This window comes from Paraburkholderia sp. BR14320 (assembly GCF_040948665.1).
GTDB lineage: Bacteria > Pseudomonadota > Gammaproteobacteria > Burkholderiales > Burkholderiaceae > Paraburkholderia > Paraburkholderia youngii.
The window spans coordinates 1-19,425 of sequence record NZ_JBFPKG010000013.1; the positions used below are offsets into that span (position 1 = coordinate 1).

The window sequence follows — 19,425 nt, forward strand, 5'->3', positions numbered from 1 at the left end:
GTTGATGCATCGCTGATGCTTCCCGCGGCACCGAGCGCCGCGCAGAAACAGAAACGCCACGGCATGCCGTGGCGTTTCTGTTTTGCTTCAGCGTTTCATCAACCTGCCGGGCTCACCCCGCGGTCGCCGCCGATGCCGCGACCGGCGCGCTCGCTGCACCGTAGTCGACCGGCGCGTCGGCGGGACGCGGCTGGTCGCCGTTGTGCTCGATCCAGCCGCCGCCGAGTGCCTGATACAGCGTGACCAGGTTCTGCAGACGCTCCATGCGCGCGGTCACCAGCGCCTGCTGAGCCACGTACAGCGCGGTCTGCGCGGTCAGCACCGACAGATAGCTGTCGACACCGTTCTTGTAACGCAGGGTCGACAGATCCAGCCGGCGCTGCTCGGCCGCGACATCCCGCTCGAGCGCCGCGATCTGCTCGTCGTAGGTGCCGCGCGCGGCCAGTCCGTCCGCCACTTCACGGAAGGCCGTCTGGATCGCCTTTTCATACGTGGCGATCTGCACGTTCTTCTCGATGTTGGCGAGATCGAGGTTGGCCATGTTCTGACCGCCCTCGAAGATCGGCAGCGTGATCGACGGCGCGAAGCTCCATGCCGCCGAACCCGGCTTGAACAGCCCGCCGAGCGTGGGACTCAACGTGCCGGCGCTGCCGGTCAGCGTGACCCGCGGGAAGAACGCGGCGCGCGCCGCGCCGATGTTCGCGTTGGCCGCGAGCAAATTCTCCTCGGCTTCCATGATGTCCGGACGACGTGTCAGCAGATCGGACGGCAGGCCCGCCGGAATATCCGTGAGCAGATTCTGGTCGCTCAGCGGCAGGCCTTGCGACAGATCCGCCGGCAACGGCTCGCCGATCAGCAGCACCAGCGCGTTATCGGCCTGGGCCCGCAACCGCATCTGCGACTGCAGGTTCGCGCTCGCGGTCTCGACGACCGTTTGCGACTGGCGCAGATCGAGTTCCGAACCCGTGCCGTTGTCGAACTGCAGTTTGGTGATCCGATATGACTCCTGCGCCGTAACCAGCGTGTTCTGCGTGACCTTCAGCAGATCGTCCAGTTCGAGCACCGTCATGTACTGGTTCGCCACCTGCGAGACCAGCGAAATTTCCGCGGCCTTGCGCGCCTGCGCGGTGCCGAGATACTTGGCCAACGCCTGATCCTTCAGACTCTGCACGCGCCCGAAGAAGTCAATCTCCCACGACGCGTTCAAGCCCACCGAATACGTGTTGGAGATCGTCACGCCGGTGAACGTCAGGTCCTTCGGCGTGCGCGACCGGCTTTGCGAGGCCGCGGCGTCGAGCGTCGGGAACAGACCCGCACGCACGATGCGGTACTGCGCCGCCGACGCCTGCATGTTCAGCACCGACACCCGCAGATCGCGGTTGTTCTTCAGCGCGATTTCGATCAGCTGCTGCAGACGCGGATCGACGAAGAAGTTGCGCCAGCCGATGTCGGCGGCGGCCTGGCCGTTCGCGCTGCGCGCGCCCTGCGCGCCCGGCTGCTGGTCGTACACGCCGCCGGTCGGGAAGGTCGCCGTTACGGGCGCCCCGGGCCGCTGGTAGTGCGGCGCCAGCGTGCAACCGGTGGCGAGCAGCGCGACCGCCACTGCAATCAAAGAGTGTTTTTGCATCTCAATGCCCATCCTTGCCCGAGCCATTGCCATTCGACCCGTCGGTCGTGCCACCCGTCGCACCGCCTTGCGGATCGTGCGGATGGTGCTGTTCGTAGTGGCGCAGCGCCTCATCCGGGTCTTCCTTCTCACCGCCGAACTTCGCGCGAATCACGACGAAGAACATCGGGATCATGAAGATCGCGAGGAAGGTCGCCGTCAACATGCCGCCGATCACGCCGGTACCGATCGCGTGCTGGCTGGCCGAGCCCGCGCCGTTACTGATCGCGAGCGGCAGCACGCCGAGAATGAACGCGAGCGAGGTCATCAGAATTGGTCGCAACCGCAGACGCGCCGCTTCGAGCGCGGCCTCGATCGGCCCCATGCCTTCGCTCTGCTGCAGTTCGCGCGCGAATTCCACGATCAGAATCGCGTTCTTCGCCGACAGACCCACGGTGGTCAGCAGACCCACCTGGAAGAACACGTCGTTCTCGAGCCCGCGCAGCGTCGCAGCCAGCAGTGCGCCGATCACGCCGAGCGGCACCACCATGATCACCGAGAACGGAATCGACCAGCTTTCATACAGCGCCGCGAGACACAGGAACACGACGAGAATCGAGATGCCGTACAGGATAGGCGCCTGCGAGCCCGACTGACGCTCCTGCAGCGACAGACCCGTCCACTCGTAGCCGATACCCGCCGGCAGCTTGGTGACGATCTGTTCCATCGCCACCATCGCCTGACCGGTGGACTTGCCCGGCGCGGCCGCACCCTGGATTTCCACCGACGAGATACCGTTGTAGCGCTCGAGCTTCGGCGAACCGAAGGTCCACTCGGTGTTCGTGAAGGCCGAGAACGGCACCATCGCGCCCGCGCCGTTGCGCACGAACCAGGCATTCACGTCTTCCGGTTTCATCCGGAACGGCGCGTCGCCCTGCAGGTACACCTTCTTGATCCGGCCGTCGGTGTCGAGGAAGTTCTGCACGTACGCCGAGGCCCAGGCGATCGAGAACGTCTGGTCGATTGAGGAAAGCGACACGCCGAGCGCCGAAGCCTTCTCGTGGTCGATGCTCACCTTGAACTGCGGCGTATCGTTCAGGCCGTTCGGACGCACCTGCGCGAGCGTCGGATCTTTCGCCGCCAGACCGAGCAGCATGTTGCGCGCTTCCATCAGCTTCGCGTGACCGATGCCCCCGCGGTCCTGCAACTGGAAGTCGAAGCCCGCCGCGGTGCCGAGTTCAGGAATCGACGGCGGATTGACCGGGTACACGACCGCGTTCTTGTAGCTGCTGAAGTGCATGAACAAACGCCCGACCAGTGCCTGCACCTTCTGGTCCGCGTGCTGGCGCTGCGCGTAATCCTTCATCCGCACGAACACGAGACCCGCGTTCTGGCCACGGCCCGCGAAGCTGAAGCCGTTCACCGTGAAGGTCGATTCGACGATCGCCTTCTCGTCGTTCAGCAGGTAGTCCGACACGTCCTTCAGCGCGCGCGCGGTGGTTTCCTGCGTGGAACCCGACGGCGTTTGCACCAGCACGAACATCGTGCCCTGATCTTCGTCGGGCAGGAACGACTTCGGCAGACGCACGAACAGCAGCCCCACCGCGAAGATCACCACCATGTAGATGATTAGCCAGCGGCCCGAGCGCTTGATCACGTGGTGCACGCCCGAGTGATATTTGTCGCGGCTCTTGTTGAAGGTACGGTTGAACCAGCCGAAGAAGCCGGTGGCTTTTTCGTGATGCCCCTTCGGAATCGGCTTCAGGATCGTCGCGCACAGCGCCGGCGTCAGAATCAACGCGACGAGCACGGACAGCACCATCGCCGCGACGATCGTCAGCGAGAACTGCCGGTAAATCGCCCCGACCGAGCCTCCCGAGAACGCCACCGGCACGAACACCGCCGACAGCACGAGCGCCACGCCGACGAGCGCGCCGGTGATCTGACCCATCGCCTTGCGGGTTGCTTCGCGAGGGGATAAACCCTCCTCCTGCATCACCCGCTCGACGTTTTCCACCACCACGATCGCATCATCCACCAGCAGGCCGATCGCGAGCACGAGACCGAACATCGACAGCACGTTGATCGAGAACCCGACCACGCTCATGATCGCGAACGTACCGAGCAGCACCACCGGCACCGCGATCGTCGGAATCAGCGTGGCACGCAGGTTCTGCAGGAACAGGTACATCACGAGGAACACCAGCACGATCCCTTCGAGCAGCGTCTTGACCACTTCCTCGATCGACAGACGCACGAACGGCGTCGTGTCATAGGGATACTGCACCACCAGACCGTGCGGGAAGTACTTTGACAGTTCGGCGATCTTCGTGCGCACCGCCTTCGCGGTGGCGAGCGCGTTGGCGCCCGTGGCGAGCTGGATACCGAAGCCTGCCGTCGGCTGACCGTTGTACTTGGTGTCGAAGTTGTAGTTTTCGCCGCCGAGCTCGATGTGCGACACGTCGCGCAGACGCACCTGCGAGCCGTCCTGGTTCACCTTCAGCAGAATGCTGCCGAACTGCTCGGGCGTATTGAGCAGCGTGGCCTGCGTAATCGTGGCCTGCAGCACCTGGCCGGGCACCGACGGCGTGCCGCCGAGCGAGCCGCCCGCGACTTGCACGTTCTGCGCCTGCAGCGCACTTTCGACGTCGAGCGGCGTCAGGCCGAAGTTGTTCAGCTTGTTCGCGTCGAGCCAGATCCGCATCGCGTACTGTGAGCCAAACAGCGTCACCGTGCCCACGCCGTCGATACGGCTGATCGGATCCTGAATGTTCGACGCGACGTAGTTCGCGAGGTCGTACTTGCTCATGCTGCCGTCGGTCGACACGAACGCCATCACCATCAGGAAGCTGCTGCTCGACTTCGTGACTCGGGAGCCGAGTTGCTGCACCGCCTGCGGAAGCAGCGGCGTGGCGAGCTGCAGCTTGTTCTGCACCTGCACCTGCGCGATGTCAGGGTTGGTGCCGGCCGCGAACGTCAGCGTGATGGTGGCCGTGCCCGAGTCGTCAGAGGTCGACGCGAGATACAGCAGGTGGTCCAGACCACTCATCTGCTGCTCGATCACCTGCGTCACGGTGTTTTCCACCGTCTTCGCCGAAGCACCCGGATAGGTTGCGCTGATCTGGATGGCCGGCGGCGCGATGGTCGGGTATTGCGCGATCGGCAGTGTGAACACCGACGCGAGACCCGCGAGCATCAGGATGATGGCGATCACCCATGCAAAAATCGGGCGATCAATAAAGAACTTTGCCATGAGGCGGGCTCCCTGTTATTACGCGCCCGAAGCGGCGGAGGCAGGCTGAGCCGCGGGTTGAGCTGTCTGGGCGCCGCCCGCGGCCGCGTCGGACGCCGGGTTGCCGGGCAGCTGCGCCGGCACGGGCTTGACCTGCTGGCCGGGCCGCGCCTTTTCCGTGCCCTGGACGATCACGCGGTCACCCGGCTTCAGCCCGTTCGACACCACCCAGTACGAGCCGAAGGTGCCCGTGGTGACGAGCTGACGGAGCTCGACCTTGTTGTCGGTGTCGACGACGAGCGCGGTGGGCTGACCCTTCTGGTCGTGCGTGACGCCGACTTGCGGCACGATCAGCGCGTTCTGGTTCACGCCCTCTTCGATCTTCGCGCGCACGAACATGCCCGGCAGCAGCACGTGGTTCGGGTTCTTGAAGATCGCGCGCACCGTGACCGAGCCAGTGCCCGGATCGACGGTCACGTCGGTGAACTGCAGCTTGCCCTTCTCGGAATAGATGCGGCCGTCCTCCAGCACCAGCGTGACCTGCGCGGCGCCCGGGCCGGTCGTCTTCAGACGCCCTTCCTGCATGTCGCGGCGCAGCTTCAGACCATCGAGGCTCGATTGCGTGAGGTCGACGTACATCGGATCGAGCTGCTGGACCGTGGCCATCAGCGTGGCCGCGCTCTGCTGCACGAAGGCGCCCGGCGTGACCTGCGACACGCCGATCTGGCCGGTCACGGGCGAGGTCACGTCGGTATAGCCGAGGTTGATCTGCGCGGTATCGACCGCGGCCTTGCCGGCGGCGACGTCGGCGGCGGCCTGGCCTTCGGCGGCGACCGCGTTGTCGTAGTCCTGCTTGCTGACCGCGTTCGCCGCGACCAGCACCTTGTAGCGACTGGCCTGTGCGGTGGTCGTCACGAGGTTCGCCTGCGCCTTCGCGAGCGATGCCTTCGCGTTGTTCAACGACGCGATGAAGGGCGCCGGATCGATCTTGTACAGACGCTGGCCGGCCTTGACCTCGCTACCCTCGGTGAACTCGCGGCGCAGCACGATGCCGTCGACCCGCGCGCGCACTTGCGCGACGAGGAAGGCACTGGTACGGCCGGGGAGTTCGGTGACGACCGGAACGGTCGTCGGCTGGAGGGTGACGACGCCGACTTCGGGCGTCTGGGGCGGCGGGGCAGATTGTTTTGGTCCGCACGCCGCCAGCAAGATGGCAGCCGTCGCGGCACTGATTAAGCGGAATGGAACCCGTTCGACGCGCATGGAGCGACCTCTGTCAAAGACTGAGAATGAAAAAGTGCGCGCATCCCTACCCCGGGGACGACAGCGCACACAAGCGTCTCTCGACGCTCAACCGGAAGCCCACGGATGCAAACCTGCGCCTGCAGGGCACCCTGCTATGAATGCGCCATACCGGGGAATGCCGCACAGCACCGCCGTTTGGCGGCTGCGATAGCGTTTTGGAAGACAACAGTGACGGATATTAACCGGTCGTCACGGCTTGGGCTATCCGATCGTGGGGTGCTATTATATATACATTCACGAATGCATGTAAAAGTGCGTTTATATCTTCCAGGGATCGGGGCTCGCAAATTCGCGTCGCAATTCGGTGCAGAAATAGTCATTCGGTGCAGAAATAGTCAAATTGTCATCAGGCCGACTTAAAAACGCCCGCATAAACCCCAGGATCAGCGCAGGTCATACCAATATGGTCAGAAGAACCAAAGAAGAGGCGCTGGAGACGCGCAACCGCATTCTCGACGCGGCCGAACGGATCTTCTTCCAGAAGGGCGTATCGCGCACGTCGCTGGCCGATATCGCCCAGGCCGCGGGCGTGACGCGCGGCGCCATTTATTGGCACTTCGCACACAAGAGCGAGCTCTTCACCGAAATGTTCGACCGCGTGCTGCTGCCGCTCGACGAACTGAAGGCGGCATCGCTCGATCCCAACGAAATCGATCCGCTGGGGCGCATCATGGAAATCTGCGTGGTTTGCCTGCGCGACACCGCCAACGATCCCCGCCGCCGCCGCGTGTTCGACATCCTGTTTCTGAAGTGCGAGCTGGTCGAAGACATGGGGCCGGTGATGGAACGCTATCAGACCAACATGCGCGAGGGGCTCGCGAAGCTCGAGGGCGGTCTGCGCAACGCGATCTCGAAAGGCCAGATGCCCGCCGACCTCGACACGAAGCTTGCCGCGGCGATGGTGCACGCGTTCGTCGGCGGCTCGTTGCGCGACATGCTGTTTTTGCCCGACGCAACCGACTTCGGCGCGCACGCGCAGCAGATGGTGCAAGTGATGTTCGACGGCTTGCGCGTCAGTCCGGCGTTGCGCAGAAAGGCGGCGTAGGAAGCGCGCTAGCGTTGAGGATTGGCGCAGCGGGCGGTTCGGTGAACCGCCCGTTTTCTATTTGTGGACCGGACCACCCGCCTGCGCGCCGGGTTCAGGCAACCGCCCGGCGCGCTCGCGCCGCCTGATTCGACGCATAGATGTTGCCGCGCTCGAGCGGCGCGCCGCTCTTGAGCGCCGCGATCCACTGATCGGTGCTCGCGACCGCTGCGAACCGCGACTGCAGCACCACGCTGAACACGCGATGAATCTCTTCCGCGCTCGCGAAGCCCGCACTGTTTTCGTACGGCACCGAGCCGGTCGCGTCGTGCAGGAACTCGACGGCGAGGCCGGCATGCACCGCGTGGTTGATCGTCGACGCATCGCAGTTGTGGGTCATGTAGCCGGTTACGGTCAGCGTATCGATCTGCCGGGCGGCGAGCCAGTCGGCCAGATCGGTGCCGGCGAATGCGCTCGGCAGTGACTTCTCGACGAAATGATCGTGAGCGCGCGAGCTCACGACCGCGTGCAGTTCCGCACCGGCGCTGCCGCGCGCGAACAGCGGCGAAGTGGCGGGCGCGACGTTCTGCACGACGACGACCGGCACGCCGGCGGCGCGCGCGGCATCGATCGCGCGACCGATGTTGGCGAGCGACGTGCGCACGTCCGGAAATTCGATCGGCAGGTCGCCGCTCACGTATTCGTTCTGCACGTCGATGACGATCAGCGCACGGCGCGGCGCGGGTGTGCTCATGGCAAGGCTCCTTGTCAGAAAAACGGTCAATGGCGCGCGCCCAGCGCGATGGCTGCGGCGCGACGGCAATGACGGGATTGTTGCGCCGCTGTCTGCGCGCCGACAGCGGCCCGGATGACAAGCTTCGCTAGAATCGGGCCATACTTCTGGCATTTCATGAATGAGGCGTGCGGCATGACCACCTTCGCAACTTCCGACGATATCTCCGCTCAGGTGCCGCGCCACGTCGTCGCCGTCGTCGCGTTCGACCGCATCAGCCCGTTCCATCTGTCGGTGCCATGCGTGGTGTTCGGCGAGGACCGCCGCGGCGGCGGTGTCCCCGCCTTCGACTTCCGCGTCTGCGCCGCGGAGACCGGCGCGCTCGCGACGACCGCGGGCTTCTCGATCGCGGTTACGCACGGACTCGAAGCGCTTGCCGACGCGCAGACGATCATCGTGCCGAGCTGGCGCGACCCCGACGAAACGCCGCCCGCCGCGCTTCTCGATGCACTGAGGGCCGCGCACGAGCGCGGCGCACTGCTCGTCGGCCTGTGCCTCGGCGCTTTCGTGCTGGCCGCGGCGGGCATCCTCGATGGACGGCCCGCTTCGACGCACTGGGCCTGGGCCGACGACTTCGCGCGCCGGTATCCGCGCGTGCGGCTGGACCCCGACGTGCTGTACGTCGACGACGGCAACGTGCTGACCTCGGCCGGCACCGCCGCCGGCCTCGACTGCTGCCTGCACGTGCTGCGCAAGATTTGCGGCACGCGGGTGGCGAACCACGTCGCGCGCCGGCTGGTCGTGTCGCCGCATCGCCAGGGTGGTCAGGCGCAATACGTGCAGCAGCCGATGCCGCCGAATCCGCGCGGCGATCGTCTGTCTGGTCTGCTCGACTGGGTGAGCGGCAACCTGGCCGCGCCGCATACGCTCGACACACTGGCCGCGCGCGCGTTGATGAGCCGCCGCACCTTCACGCGACGCTTCCGGCTCACGACCGGCACCACCGTCGGCGCGTGGCTGCTCGCGCAGCGGCTCGCGCGGGCGCAACAACTGCTGGAAAGCACCGACGAGTCGGTCGAAGCGATCGCGGCGAGCGCCGGATTCGGTTCGGCCGCATCGCTGCGGCAGCATTTCGCGGACGCGTTTCGAACGTCGCCTAGCGCTTGGCGGCGGGAGTTTCGCGGGGATTAGATGAAGGTGGCGGGAGCACCGCTATTTCGTAGTGGGCCACCGTAATTTCGTAGTCGCGCGGCGTGTTGCTCGCGCGTTGCATCCGGCGCTGCGCGCGACGCGCCGCGTCAATGCTCGCTGAGCCAGCGCGCGACATACAACAACAGCGCGACCAGAAAGATCATCCCGGCCCACGCCCAGTAGGGCACGACATGCTGACCAGGCTCTTGATGCGGCACGCCATGCGACCAGCTGTGCGACGCGCTTGCCGCGCGTCCGGACAGCGCCTGGCCGTGCTCGATGCGGGTGCGCCGTGCGATGCCGCCGAGCGTGATCGGCCGCAAAAAAACGTACTGGCGACGCGGCGCCGCGCCGCTCGCGCGGTTCGGCCCCTTGCCGTGCTTGGCGCGCACGACCGCGTCGAACTCGGCGAAAAAGTCGTCGGCGATCTGCCGCAAGGCGTTCTCGAGCTGGCGCGTGGGCAACTCGGCGAGCGGACCCGACGACGTTGCCCACAACGTGTAATCGATGCGCGTGCCGCGCTCGCGCCCGTCGTCCGCGCGCAAACGCACTTCGATCTGACCGCGTAACGCGCCGATGCCCTCGGCTCGTGCCTTGAAGTTGATGGTGCGGCGCTGCGCGTCCGCCGGGCCGGAATCCTGGCCGGCAACGTGCGCGCGCGCCTGATAATGCGCGCGCAACGGGCCGAGCGGAACGGTCATCGTCAGCGCGTATTCGCCGTGGGCGAGACGCACGAACGATTCGCAGTTGTCGAGGCTGGCACGCAACAGCGCGAGGTCCTGCAACGCGTCCCAGACCTCGGATGGCGGCAGTGGAATCCGTAACGCGTCGTTCAGTTCCATGACAACCTCCCCCGATGAACGCGCGACTGCGGGATCAGGACGTCTGATCGATGCGGTCGACGCGCGATGCGTAAAAAGCGAGATAGCCCTTGATGCGACTGACCTGCTCGAACGGCGCTTCGTAACACCACACCGCGTTCTCGATCACGCCATCTTCGGTGCGCAGATGGAAGTACGATGCGTCGCCCTTGAACGGGCAATGCGACGTGTGCGTCGAGCGTTCGAGCCGGGCCATATTCACGTGCTCGCGCGGGAAATAGAACACGTCGGCGAGGCCGGTCTCCGATAGCGTCAGCGCAGCCTGGGTGTCGGCCATCGTCACGCCGCCGTGAATCACGCGCACGCGATGGCCGTTGTCGCGAATCACGATGGTATGGCCGTCGGGCCGCTCCGCAGATGTCGACGCATCACTCATGTCCAGGCTCCATGGTGGGGTGGGCGCTGCACTACCGGCTGTTGCCGCATGAACGGCAAAGCCACGGGACACGCCCGTGGCTTCATTATCGGCCAAACTCCGGCCGATTGCGCGCGCTTCCTGCGCCGCGGCGGACGGATCGAGCCGCTACTTCACGTTCCAGGTGAACGCCGATTTGACGTTGCCGTGCGCGGGCACACTGACCGAGCGCGTCTGTTCGCGGTCGTTGTAGTTCGCGTGCACCGTATAGCTGCCGGGGCTCAGGCGCACCAGCATGAATGGTCCGCGCGACGTCGTGTTCAGCACTTCGCTGTTATGTGCATCCACGATGCGCACGTGCACATCGGCCAGAAAATCGGCGTTGGGTCCGGTGAAACGCAAGGTCAGTGGCCACTGGGTTTGCGCTTGTCGCAGCGCCCGCGATTCGTCGAGGCCGACACCGCCCGATACGTACGATACGTCGCCCTGCTGCTGGACTTGTGGCAGACCGCCGCCGTTGGTGTTGCCCGCGCTGGTGTTGTCGGTCGTCGAGCCACCCGTTACTCCCGCCTGCTGCGCGTATGCGCCGCCCGCCAGTCCGAGCGTGAGCGCCACGCACAGCGCGGCGGCTACGATCTTTTGCTGCTTGCGTTGCATTTCCATCAGTTCGCTCTCCTTGTTCGAGTCCTTGCTCGGACCCTGAGCGGGTTAAGCAACCTACGTGCCAACCGCCCGGCAGCGTCAACCAACATGCATCACCATCGTGGCATCAAGCCGCCTGACGCCCCTCGGTCTGTCCATGCCGCTCGCGGCAGCGCGGTGGATAGGCGAAAAAAAGCCGGTCCTTGCAGCAAATGCAAAGGACCGGCAATCGCTACTACAGCTCAAATTGGGGTGGGCGATCCCTTCGAAACGCCCGGGTAACTGGATCAGCCGAGGTCAACAGGCACGAAAATCTGCGCGTTGTCCCGCTGGATCAGCAGCGCAATGCTGTTGCCTGCGCCCGAGATCATCTGCTTCAACTGATCGATGTTCGTGACCGGACGGCCGTTGACCGCGAGAATCACGTCGCCCGCCTGGATGCCGGCGCTCGCCGCCGCACCGCCCGCCTGCTGGACGAGCAGACCGTGCGACACCGACGCGCTGCTCTTCTCTTCCGGCGTCAGCGGCCGCACCGCGACCCCGAGACGGCCTTGCAACTGAGTCTGCTGATCGGTCTTGCTCGCCGACGCGACCTTCGCGTCCGAGAACGAGCCAATCGTCACCTTCAGGTCCTTGCTGGCCTTATCGCGCCACACTTTCAGCGTCGCCGAACTGCCCGGCGCGAGGCCTGCGATCTTCGACGGCAGATCCGTCGAATCGTTGACTTCGTCGCCATTCACCGACAGGATCACGTCGCCCGGCTGCAAGCCAGCTTTGGCCGCCGGACCGTTGGCGTCGACCGAACTGACCAGCGCGCCTTGCGGCTTCTGCATGCCGAACGACTCGGCGAGCGTCTGGTTCAAGCCCTGCACTGCGACGCCGAGGCGCCCGCGGCTCACGTGACCGGTCTTGACGAGATCGTCCTTGACCTTGATCGCCTCGCTGATGGGGATCGCGAACGACAGACCCTGGAAGCCGCCCGTCTGCGAGTAGATCATGGAGTTGATGCCGATGACTTCGCCTTGCAGATTAAAGAGCGGACCACCCGAGTTGCCCGGGTTCACCGGCACATCGGTCTGGATGAACGGCGTGTAGTTTTCGTTGGGCAGCGTGCGCGACTTCGCGCTGATGATGCCCGAGGTCACGGTGTTGTCGAAGCCATACGGCGAGCCGATCGCGACGACCCACTGACCAACCTTGCTCTGGCGCGGATCGCCGATCTTCACGGTCGGCAGATCGCTCGCGTTGATCTTCAGCACGGCGACGTCGGACTGTTTGTCGGCGCCAACCACCTTCGCCTTGAACTCGCGCTTGTCGGTGAGCTTCACGGTGACGACGTTCGCGCCATCGACCACGTGCGCGTTCGTCAGAATGTAGCCGTCATTGCTGATGATGAAACCCGAGCCGAGGCTCGAGCTCGGCTGGTCGGGCAAGTCGCCGCCGTCGCCGCCATCGCCGCCTTGCATGCCAGGCGCTCCGCCGAAGAACCGCTTGTAGAACTGATAGAAAGGATCGTTCGGATCGATCGGCAACTGGTTGCCATGGCGGTTGCCGCCATTACCGCGCATCGCCGCTTGCTTGACCACGTGCTTCGCGCTGATGTTGACGACGGCCGGACCGTAGGTCTCGACGAGACCGGAGAAATCGGGGATACCAGTTTTGGCGGCAGCCTCGGCCGGCATCATCGCGGCGGCTTCCGCCGGCGAGATGATCTGCGGTGCCGGCACATCGCGATGGCCCGCCACATAGCCGGCTGAAAGAGCAGCGGCCACAGCTACCGCAACGGCGCCGCGGGACAAGGTTTTCGCGTTCATCATGAGCTCCTGACTGGAGAAAGTGACTTTGGATGTCGAGGAGCGTAAGGGGCGTCACTTAAAAGAATCTTAAGCAGCGCCAGATCGCGGGAACCTTATCGGACCGCCCGCAACAGCCCGTCGCAACGGCATGAACGCCGGTTTTGGCCGAACAGTAAACCACCATGCTCAAAAGCGGACGATGACCTGTAAACCACCGGCCGGCGAATCATCGAGCGAGACTTGAGCATGATGTTGCGTGGCGATCCGGCGCACGATCGCGAGACCGAGGCCACTGCCCGCCACGTCGGTGCGCGCGCGATTCGCGCCCGCTCCCGCGCGATAGAAGCGGTCGAATACGCGCTCGCGATCGGCCGGATCGATGCCGGGGCCGCTATCGGCGATCCGCACCACCGGACGGCCGTCCTCGACGCGCAGGCTGACGTCGACACTGCCGCCGCGCGGCGTGTACTTGGTCGCGTTGTCGAGGAGGTTGTTGAACATCACGCGCAGCGCTTCGGCGTCGCCGGTCACGCTGGCAGGCTCGCTCGCCTCGATGCCGAGGTCGACGCCGCGATTCACCGCGAGCGGCGCGTAGGTCGCGACGCACTCCTGAAGCAGCTCGCGCAGATCGAGCGCCCCGGCGACGGCGGCGCCGTCCGGCTCGGCGCGCGCGAGCGCGAGCAGTTGCTCGGCGAGCCGCGTCGCGCGCGTGACGCCCGCCTGCAAATCCGCGAGCGCTTCGCCGCGGGCCGTGTCGTCCTTGGCTCGCGCAACCAGTTGCGCCTGAATCTGTACCGCGGCAAGCGGCGTGCGCAATTCGTGCGCGGCATCGGCGACGAACGCCTTCTGGATATCGAGCGCGGTCGCGAGCCGTTGCAGCAGCCCGTTCAGCGCCCGCACGAGCGGCCGCACTTCGAGCGGCAGACGCTGATCGGGCAATGGATCAAGCGCTTCGGGATGACGCAAGTCGAGCGCGCTCGTCACGCGCCGCAGCGGCTGTAGCCCACGGCCGACGATCACCCACACCGCGAGCCCGAGCAGAGGCAGCAGCACGATCAGCGGCCACAGCGTGCGCAGCGCGACATCGGCGGCGAGCCGGTTGCGCACCGACAGCGGCTGCGCGAGCTGCACGACGTTATCGCCGACGATCGCGCCATAGACGCGCCATTCGCCGCGGTCGGTGCGCTCGGTCGAAAAACCCAGTTCGGCGCGCGGCGCGAGCGGCGCGCGCGGCCGCGAGTAATACATCAGCATGCCGTTGCGGTTCCAGATCTGCAGCACGATGCCCTCGTCGCCGGTATCGCGGCCGAGCACCTGCGAGAAAGGTTCCGCCGGCAGCGCCGCGGCGATCTGCTCGAGCTGGTAGTCGAACAGTTCGTTCGCTTCGGCGAGCGCCTGCCGGTAGATCAGCCAACCCGCGATGCCGACGCCGAGCAGCATGAGCGCCAGCAGCCAGAACAACAGTTGTCGGCGAATCGAGCGCATCGGCTCAGGCGTCCTTCGCGATCATGTAGCCCAGCCCGCGCACGTTGCGGATCAGATCGGCGCCGAGCTTCTTGCGCAGCGCGTGGATATAGACCTCGACGGTGTTGCTGCCGATCTCCTCGCCCCAGCCGTACATCTTTTCCTCGAGCTGGCTCTTTGAAAGCACCGCGCCGGGCCGCGCGAGCAGCGCTTCGAGCAACGCGAATTCGCGCGCGGACAGCGCGACCGGCGCGCCATCGAGCGTCACCTGGTGCGACGCGGGATCGAGGGTCAAGTTGCCGTGGCGAATCGTCGAATCGCTGCGGCCGGACTGGCGCCGGATCAGCGCTCGCATGCGCGCGCCGAGTTCGTCGAGATCGAAAGGTTTGACAAGGTAATCGTCAGCGCCGGCGTCGAGGCCTTTGACACGATCGGCCACCGCGTCGCGCGCGGTAACGATCAGCACCGGCAGCGCATTGCCGCGCGCGCGCAGTGCGCGCAGCACTTCGAGACCGTCGCGCTTGGGCAGACCGAGGTCGAGCAACGCGAGGTCGTAAGGCTGGGCGGCCGCCGCGTGCAGCGCCGCTTCGCCGTCCTCGACCCAATCGACGGCAAAGCCTTCGCCGCGCAGCGCCTTGCGCACGCCTTCGGCGATCATCCGGTCATCTTCGACTAGCAGGATGCGCATAGTTGTCCGTTCCAAATCATTGGATGATGCCGCATTCTAGCGCCCGCTTCCGGCCTGCGCGGTGTGTGGCGCTTTTTTCACCGCAGCGTCGCAGCATGTCACTACAATGGGCGCTTTGCGTCGCGCGACGGCCGTTGGGCAGCGCGACGGCGCGCTACCGCGCCATCGAACCGCCCAGCTTGCCGTTTCATTCTCCCGCGCACACCGCGCGCAGCACACCTTGAAATCCCGCTCGTCCGTTCTCCCGTTCACCCGTTCATGACGCACGCTTTTCTGTCTTCCGTCGCACGCCCTATGGCGCTGCGCTCGCGCCGTATGCTCCATCGCGCAGTCTTCATGCCTAACCGCTTCGCGACGCGCGCGGCCGTCTGGCTCTGCGCCGCCGCGCTCGGCGCGGGCGCGCTGCTGCCGCTGGCCGCGCAGGCACGCATCAAGGCCACCCATCCGAGCGTCAACGTCACGACGGTACTGCCGCAACCAGTGATGGCCGGTCTGCACCGCGCGCACGTGCCGTTGTCGTCGATCAGCGTGGTCGTCGAAAAGGTCGGCGATCGCACGCCGATCCTCGCGCTGAACGCCGGCAAGCCGATGATGCCCGCCTCGACGATGAAGCTCGTCACCACCTATGCAGGCCTGTCGATCCTCGGCCCCGGCTACCGCTGGCGCACCAGCGCATACGCGGACGGCCCGCTCGACGCGAGCGGCGTGCTGCACGGCAATCTGTACATCCAGGGCACCGGCGACCCGAAGCTCGTGCCCGAAGAGCTGATCGACCTCGTGCAGAAGATTCACAAGGCGGGCATCAACGGCATCGACGGCGCGCTGGTGCTCGACAAGCGCTACTTCGATCCGTCGACCCGTGACCTGCCCGCGTTCGACGACGACGTGAACGCGCCGTACAACGTCGGCCCCGATCCGCTTCTGTACGCGTTCAAATCGCTGTCGTTCACGCTGACGCCATCGCCGGACGGCACAGTGGCGATCGACGTGCTGCCCGCGCTCGCTCAGTTGCGCATCGACAACCAGTTGCGCGCGACGAACGGCCCATGCCGCGGCGAACTGCCGACGCCGACCGTCACGCCACAGCCTGACGGCACACTCGTTGCGTCGTTCATCGGCGACCTGCCGGTGCGTTGCGACTCGCGCACGATCAACGTCGCGGTGCTGGATCACTCGACGTTCTTCGCGCGCGGCTTCCTCGCGCTGTGGCAGCAAACTGGCGGCACCTTCACGGGCACGATCCGCGAAGGCGCGGTGCCCGTCGGCGCGAAGCTCGTCGCGACGCATGAGGGGCCGATGCTGTCGGACATCGTTCGCGACATCAACAAGTTCAGCAACAACACGATGGCGCGCAACCTGTTCCTGACGATCGGCGCCGCCGAGGAAAGGGCGCCCGCCACACCCGCGAAAGCCGCGCGCGCGGTCGAAGCTTTCCTGACGCGCGACAGCCTGAACACCGAATACCTATCGCTCGACAACGGCTCGGGCCTGTCGCGCGACGAACACATCACCGCGCTCGCGCTCGCCGATGTGCTGCAGCGCGCGAACGCGAGCCCGGTCGCGCAGGTGTTCGTCGATTCGCTGCCGATCGCCGGTGTCGACGGCACGATGCGCAACCGCCTGACCAGCCAGGGCGCGGGCGGCAACGCCCATATCAAGACCGGCACGCTGCGCGACGTGCGCGCGATCGCGGGCTATGTCGCATCGGCCGACGGCAACAGCTACATCGTCGTCAGCCTGATCAACGATCCGCATTCGGAAGCGGCGCGCGCCGCGCACGACGCGCTGCTCGAATGGGTGTACGAAGGCCCGTCGCAGGGCTTCACGAAGGTCTCCGCGCCCATCGAGGAAGTGCGCGAGAAGCCCAGGAAAAACCCGCGCAAGCGCGGCGGCCACTGAGTATTCCTTCTAGCGATGCCGCGCGCGGCAAGCTTCTAACCGTGTACGCTGTCGGGCAACATGCGGTGCGCGACATCACGCGCTTACCGCGCAGGGCGCCGGTCGTCGGACCGCGCGACCTTCACCAACGATAACGACACCACCCGCCGCGTACCGCGCGGCGGTCAGGGACCAGGAAGGGAGACACGATGCAATTCGATGCCGAATTGCTGCTGCTCGCCATGGCGCCCGTCTTTCTTGCCTGCATCGGCTGGGAGGCGTGGCACGCGAGCCGCACGCGCCCGGCCGAGAGGCTCTACAGCTGGCGCGACACGCTGTGCAACGCCGCCCTCGCGCTGCTGCAGCAGGCGGCCGACAAGCTCGCATGGCTCGCGATCATCCCTGTCTACGCGTTCTTCTACGAGCACTACCGCATTCATACATGGCCGGCGACGTGGCTGTCGTTCGTCGTGCTGTTCGTCGCGCAGGACCTGCTCTATTACGTGTTTCATCGCTGCAGTCATCGGGTGCGCTGGCTGTGGGCCGCGCACGTCGTGCACCACTCGTCGGAGCGGATGAATTTTTCGACCGCATTCCGCCAGAGCCTGATGTATCCGATCTCCGGCATGTGGGTGTTCTGGATTCCGCTCGCGTTCCTCGGCTTTGCCCCTAAGCAGATCGTCGCGATCGTGCTGATCAATCTTGGCTTCCAGTTCTTCGTGCATACGCAGGTGATCGGCAAGCTCGGCTGGCTCGAGTACGTGTTCAACACGCCGTCGATCCATCGTGTGCATCATGCGCGCAACGATCGCTACATCGATCGCAATTACGCAGGTGTACTGGTGATCTGGGATCGCCTGTTCGGCAGCTACGTCGACGAAGATCCGCACGAGGCGCCGCAGTACGGCATCGTCGAGCCGCTTTACACGTACAACCCGCTGAAGGCGACGTTTCACGAATGGGCGTCGATGGCCGCGGACTTCGCGAGCGTGCGCGGCTGGCGCAACAAGTGGAGCGCGCTGTTCGCGCCGCCCGCCTGGGCCGCCGCTTATCATGCGCAGCAGCGCGCGGTGTTGCCTGGCGGCGCCAGCGGCCTCCACGCGGGATCGAACCTGCATACGCATGCGGGTACGAACGACATCATGAGCAAAGCTTCCGCCGAACTACCCGGCTTGAACACCAACCATGCGGCCGCGCTGCGGACATCGCGCAGGCCGTAGAAGATTCTGTAAGCTGTCGTCACGCCGCCAACGCGGTGGACGCCGCCTGCAACGCATGGCATCAAGGGCCACATATAAGAGGAGATGTAGTCAACATGAATCAAACCGCTTCGAAGAAACAGCAATGGTTGCGCGTCACGCAGATCGCCGTGGCGAGCGCCGCGTTCGCCGCGCTGGCGGCATGCGGCGGTGGCGGCGACAACAATAGTTCGAGCAGCAACACGCCGCCGGGGGGCGTCTCGCTGCAGGTCGTGTCGTTCGGCGACAGCCTGTCGGATGTCGGCACCTACCAGGCCGCGGTTCAGGCGAACGTCGGCACGGGCGGCGGCCGCTTCACGACCAATCCGGGCGAAATCTGGACGCAGAAGGTCGCCGAGTACTACGGCGGCACGCTCACCCCCGCCTACGTCGGCGGCTTCGGCAACCCGCTCACCGCGGCGGGCGGTCTCGGTTATGCGCAAGGCGGATCGCGTGTCGATTTGCAACCGGGCATCGGCTTCGCGCCGAACAGCATGGCCGCGACTACGGTGCCGGTCACGACACAGGTCAGCCAGTATCTGTCTGCGCACAACAACAGCTTCAATGGGAACCAGCTCGTGCTGATCAACGGCGGCGCGAACGACATCTTCATCGCGGTGCAAACGATCTCGGCTGCCAGCGCGCAAGCGGCGGCAACGGCGGCGGCGGCGATCGCAAACGGCGCCAACCCGGCCGACGCGCAGGCGGCAGCAACTGCCGCGATCCAGTCGGTCGCGCGGGCCCAAGGAGCGGCGATCGTGACCGCGGCGACCACGTTCGTCGGCACAGTGCAAAAGATCGTCGCCGCGGGCGCTCAACATGTGGTGGTGTCGAACGTGCCTGATATCGCGAAAACGCCGCAAGGCCTCGCCGCGGGCCCACAAGGCCAGGCAGTCATCGACGGGCTCGTCCAGGCCTACAACAGCGTGCTGAAGCAAGGCCTCGCGTCGACCTCGCAGGTCATCTACCTGGACTCGTACACGTTGCTGGACCAGACGTTGGCCAACTATCAGGCGCTCGGCTTCACCGTGTCGAATACGGGCACCGCGTGTAACTTGGCGTCGATGAACGCGGCCGCGACCGCCTACGCGACGAAGAACCCGAGCGTGCTCGCATCCGGTCAGACGCCCGCGGATTTCGGCAACTTACTCGCGTCGTCGCTGTTCTGCTCGCCGCAGACCTACACGGTGGCCGGCGCGGACCAGAGCTACGTTTTCGCCGACCTCGTGCATCCGAGCACCCATACGGGCGCGCTGATCGCGCAGCAGGTCGAGAAGCAAATCGCTGCTAGCGGGCTTGGCAAGTAACACAGCGTCAAGCTTGCCTGGATAGCAAAAGGCCCGGCTCGTTGAACGAGCCGGGCCTTTGCCTTTTTCGGGTAGCCGCGCTATG

Annotated in this window: 15 protein-coding genes; 5 read left to right on the top strand and 10 right to left on the bottom strand. The window is 65.5% G+C overall.

Annotation, left to right across the window (positions count from 1 at the left end; all coding sequences use genetic code 11):
- Positions 1-112: 112 nt before the first annotated feature.
- The 3 genes from AB3X89_RS14720 to AB3X89_RS14730 are packed head-to-tail and all read right to left on the bottom strand — an operon-like array spanning position 113 to position 6,101.
- A complete protein-coding gene (locus tag AB3X89_RS14720; RefSeq protein WP_368583954.1) occupies positions 113-1,627 on the bottom strand; it encodes an efflux transporter outer membrane subunit in 1,515 nt (504 codons plus the stop codon).
- 1 nt (position 1,628) lies between these two features.
- On the bottom strand, positions 1,629-4,859 hold the full coding sequence (locus AB3X89_RS14725) for an efflux RND transporter permease subunit (RefSeq protein WP_368583955.1): 3,231 nt from the start codon (positions 4,857-4,859) through the stop codon (positions 1,629-1,631).
- Positions 4,860-4,877: 18 nt separating this feature from the next.
- Complete coding sequence (locus tag AB3X89_RS14730) at positions 4,878-6,101, bottom strand: efflux RND transporter periplasmic adaptor subunit (protein WP_368583956.1); 1,224 nt, start codon at positions 6,099-6,101, stop codon at positions 4,878-4,880.
- 445 nt (positions 6,102-6,546) lie between these two features.
- On the opposite strand from AB3X89_RS14730, the gene AB3X89_RS14735 reads away from it, so the two are divergent.
- Positions 6,547-7,188, top strand: coding sequence for a TetR family transcriptional regulator (locus AB3X89_RS14735; protein WP_368583957.1), 642 nt, complete (start codon positions 6,547-6,549; stop codon positions 7,186-7,188).
- A 94-nt stretch (positions 7,189-7,282) separates the two neighbouring features.
- Here the strand turns inward: AB3X89_RS14735 and AB3X89_RS14740 are convergent, their stop codons facing one another.
- The gene (locus AB3X89_RS14740) at positions 7,283-7,921 is read right to left on the bottom strand and encodes a cysteine hydrolase family protein (protein WP_368583958.1); all 639 of its coding nucleotides are present in this window, start codon (positions 7,919-7,921) and stop codon (positions 7,283-7,285) included.
- A 174-nt stretch (positions 7,922-8,095) separates the two neighbouring features.
- Here AB3X89_RS14740 and AB3X89_RS14745 point away from each other — a divergent pair, with 174 nt between their 5' ends.
- A complete protein-coding gene (locus AB3X89_RS14745; protein ID WP_368583959.1) occupies positions 8,096-9,091 on the top strand; it encodes a helix-turn-helix domain-containing protein in 996 nt (331 codons plus the stop codon).
- Between the two features lie 107 nt (positions 9,092-9,198).
- Here the strand turns inward: AB3X89_RS14745 and AB3X89_RS14750 are convergent, their stop codons facing one another.
- From AB3X89_RS14750 to AB3X89_RS14775, 6 genes are all read right to left on the bottom strand, one after another.
- Complete coding sequence (locus tag AB3X89_RS14750) at positions 9,199-9,933, bottom strand: CoxG family protein (RefSeq protein ID WP_368583960.1); 735 nt, start codon at positions 9,931-9,933, stop codon at positions 9,199-9,201.
- Between the two features lie 34 nt (positions 9,934-9,967).
- The gene (locus tag AB3X89_RS14755) at positions 9,968-10,348 is read right to left on the bottom strand and encodes a DUF427 domain-containing protein (RefSeq protein ID WP_013090413.1); all 381 of its coding nucleotides are present in this window, start codon (positions 10,346-10,348) and stop codon (positions 9,968-9,970) included.
- Positions 10,349-10,495: 147 nt separating this feature from the next.
- Entirely contained in the window at positions 10,496-10,990 is a 495-nt protein-coding gene (locus AB3X89_RS14760) for a carboxypeptidase regulatory-like domain-containing protein (RefSeq protein WP_368583961.1), read from the bottom strand.
- A gap of 266 nt (positions 10,991-11,256) precedes the next feature.
- Positions 11,257-12,783 carry a DegQ family serine endoprotease gene (locus tag AB3X89_RS14765; protein WP_368583962.1) on the bottom strand — a complete coding sequence of 509 codons (1,527 nt, stop codon included), beginning with the start codon at positions 12,781-12,783 and terminating at the stop codon, positions 11,257-11,259.
- A 168-nt stretch (positions 12,784-12,951) separates the two neighbouring features.
- Entirely contained in the window at positions 12,952-14,250 is a 1,299-nt protein-coding gene (locus AB3X89_RS14770; RefSeq protein WP_368583963.1) for an ATP-binding protein, read from the bottom strand.
- 4 nt (positions 14,251-14,254) lie between these two features.
- Positions 14,255-14,917, bottom strand: coding sequence for a response regulator (locus AB3X89_RS14775; protein WP_013090417.1), 663 nt, complete (start codon positions 14,915-14,917; stop codon positions 14,255-14,257).
- Positions 14,918-15,175: 258 nt separating this feature from the next.
- On the opposite strand from AB3X89_RS14775, the gene dacB reads away from it, so the two are divergent.
- From dacB to AB3X89_RS14790, 3 genes are all read left to right on the top strand, one after another.
- Positions 15,176-16,816, top strand: a complete 1,641-nt coding sequence (dacB, locus tag AB3X89_RS14780) for a D-alanyl-D-alanine carboxypeptidase/D-alanyl-D-alanine-endopeptidase (protein ID WP_368583964.1) — start codon at positions 15,176-15,178, stop codon at positions 16,814-16,816.
- A gap of 188 nt (positions 16,817-17,004) precedes the next feature.
- The gene (locus AB3X89_RS14785) at positions 17,005-18,015 is read left to right on the top strand and encodes a sterol desaturase family protein (protein ID WP_368583965.1); all 1,011 of its coding nucleotides are present in this window, start codon (positions 17,005-17,007) and stop codon (positions 18,013-18,015) included.
- A gap of 95 nt (positions 18,016-18,110) precedes the next feature.
- Positions 18,111-19,340, top strand: coding sequence for an SGNH/GDSL hydrolase family protein (locus AB3X89_RS14790; RefSeq protein ID WP_368583966.1), 1,230 nt, complete (start codon positions 18,111-18,113; stop codon positions 19,338-19,340).
- The last annotated feature ends 85 nt before the right edge of the window (positions 19,341-19,425 follow it).

Coding starts and splice junctions, on each gene's coding strand:
- AB3X89_RS14720 (WP_368583954.1), bottom strand. CDS start 1,627: ATGCAAAAACACTCTTTGATTGCAGTGGCGGTCGCGCTGCTCGCCACC.
- AB3X89_RS14725 (WP_368583955.1), bottom strand. CDS start 4,859: ATGGCAAAGTTCTTTATTGATCGCCCGATTTTTGCATGGGTGATCGCC.
- AB3X89_RS14730 (WP_368583956.1), bottom strand. CDS start 6,101: ATGCGCGTCGAACGGGTTCCATTCCGCTTAATCAGTGCCGCGACGGCT.
- AB3X89_RS14735 (WP_368583957.1), top strand. CDS start 6,547: ATGGTCAGAAGAACCAAAGAAGAGGCGCTGGAGACGCGCAACCGCATT.
- AB3X89_RS14740 (WP_368583958.1), bottom strand. CDS start 7,921: ATGAGCACACCCGCGCCGCGCCGTGCGCTGATCGTCATCGACGTGCAG.
- AB3X89_RS14745 (WP_368583959.1), top strand. CDS start 8,096: ATGACCACCTTCGCAACTTCCGACGATATCTCCGCTCAGGTGCCGCGC.
- AB3X89_RS14750 (WP_368583960.1), bottom strand. CDS start 9,933: ATGGAACTGAACGACGCGTTACGGATTCCACTGCCGCCATCCGAGGTC.
- AB3X89_RS14755 (WP_013090413.1), bottom strand. CDS start 10,348: ATGAGTGATGCGTCGACATCTGCGGAGCGGCCCGACGGCCATACCATC.
- AB3X89_RS14760 (WP_368583961.1), bottom strand. CDS start 10,990: ATGGAAATGCAACGCAAGCAGCAAAAGATCGTAGCCGCCGCGCTGTGC.
- AB3X89_RS14765 (WP_368583962.1), bottom strand. CDS start 12,783: ATGAACGCGAAAACCTTGTCCCGCGGCGCCGTTGCGGTAGCTGTGGCC.
- AB3X89_RS14770 (WP_368583963.1), bottom strand. CDS start 14,250: ATGCGCTCGATTCGCCGACAACTGTTGTTCTGGCTGCTGGCGCTCATG.
- AB3X89_RS14775 (WP_013090417.1), bottom strand. CDS start 14,917: ATGCGCATCCTGCTAGTCGAAGATGACCGGATGATCGCCGAAGGCGTG.
- dacB (WP_368583964.1), top strand. CDS start 15,176: ATGACGCACGCTTTTCTGTCTTCCGTCGCACGCCCTATGGCGCTGCGC.
- AB3X89_RS14785 (WP_368583965.1), top strand. CDS start 17,005: ATGCAATTCGATGCCGAATTGCTGCTGCTCGCCATGGCGCCCGTCTTT.
- AB3X89_RS14790 (WP_368583966.1), top strand. CDS start 18,111: ATGAATCAAACCGCTTCGAAGAAACAGCAATGGTTGCGCGTCACGCAG.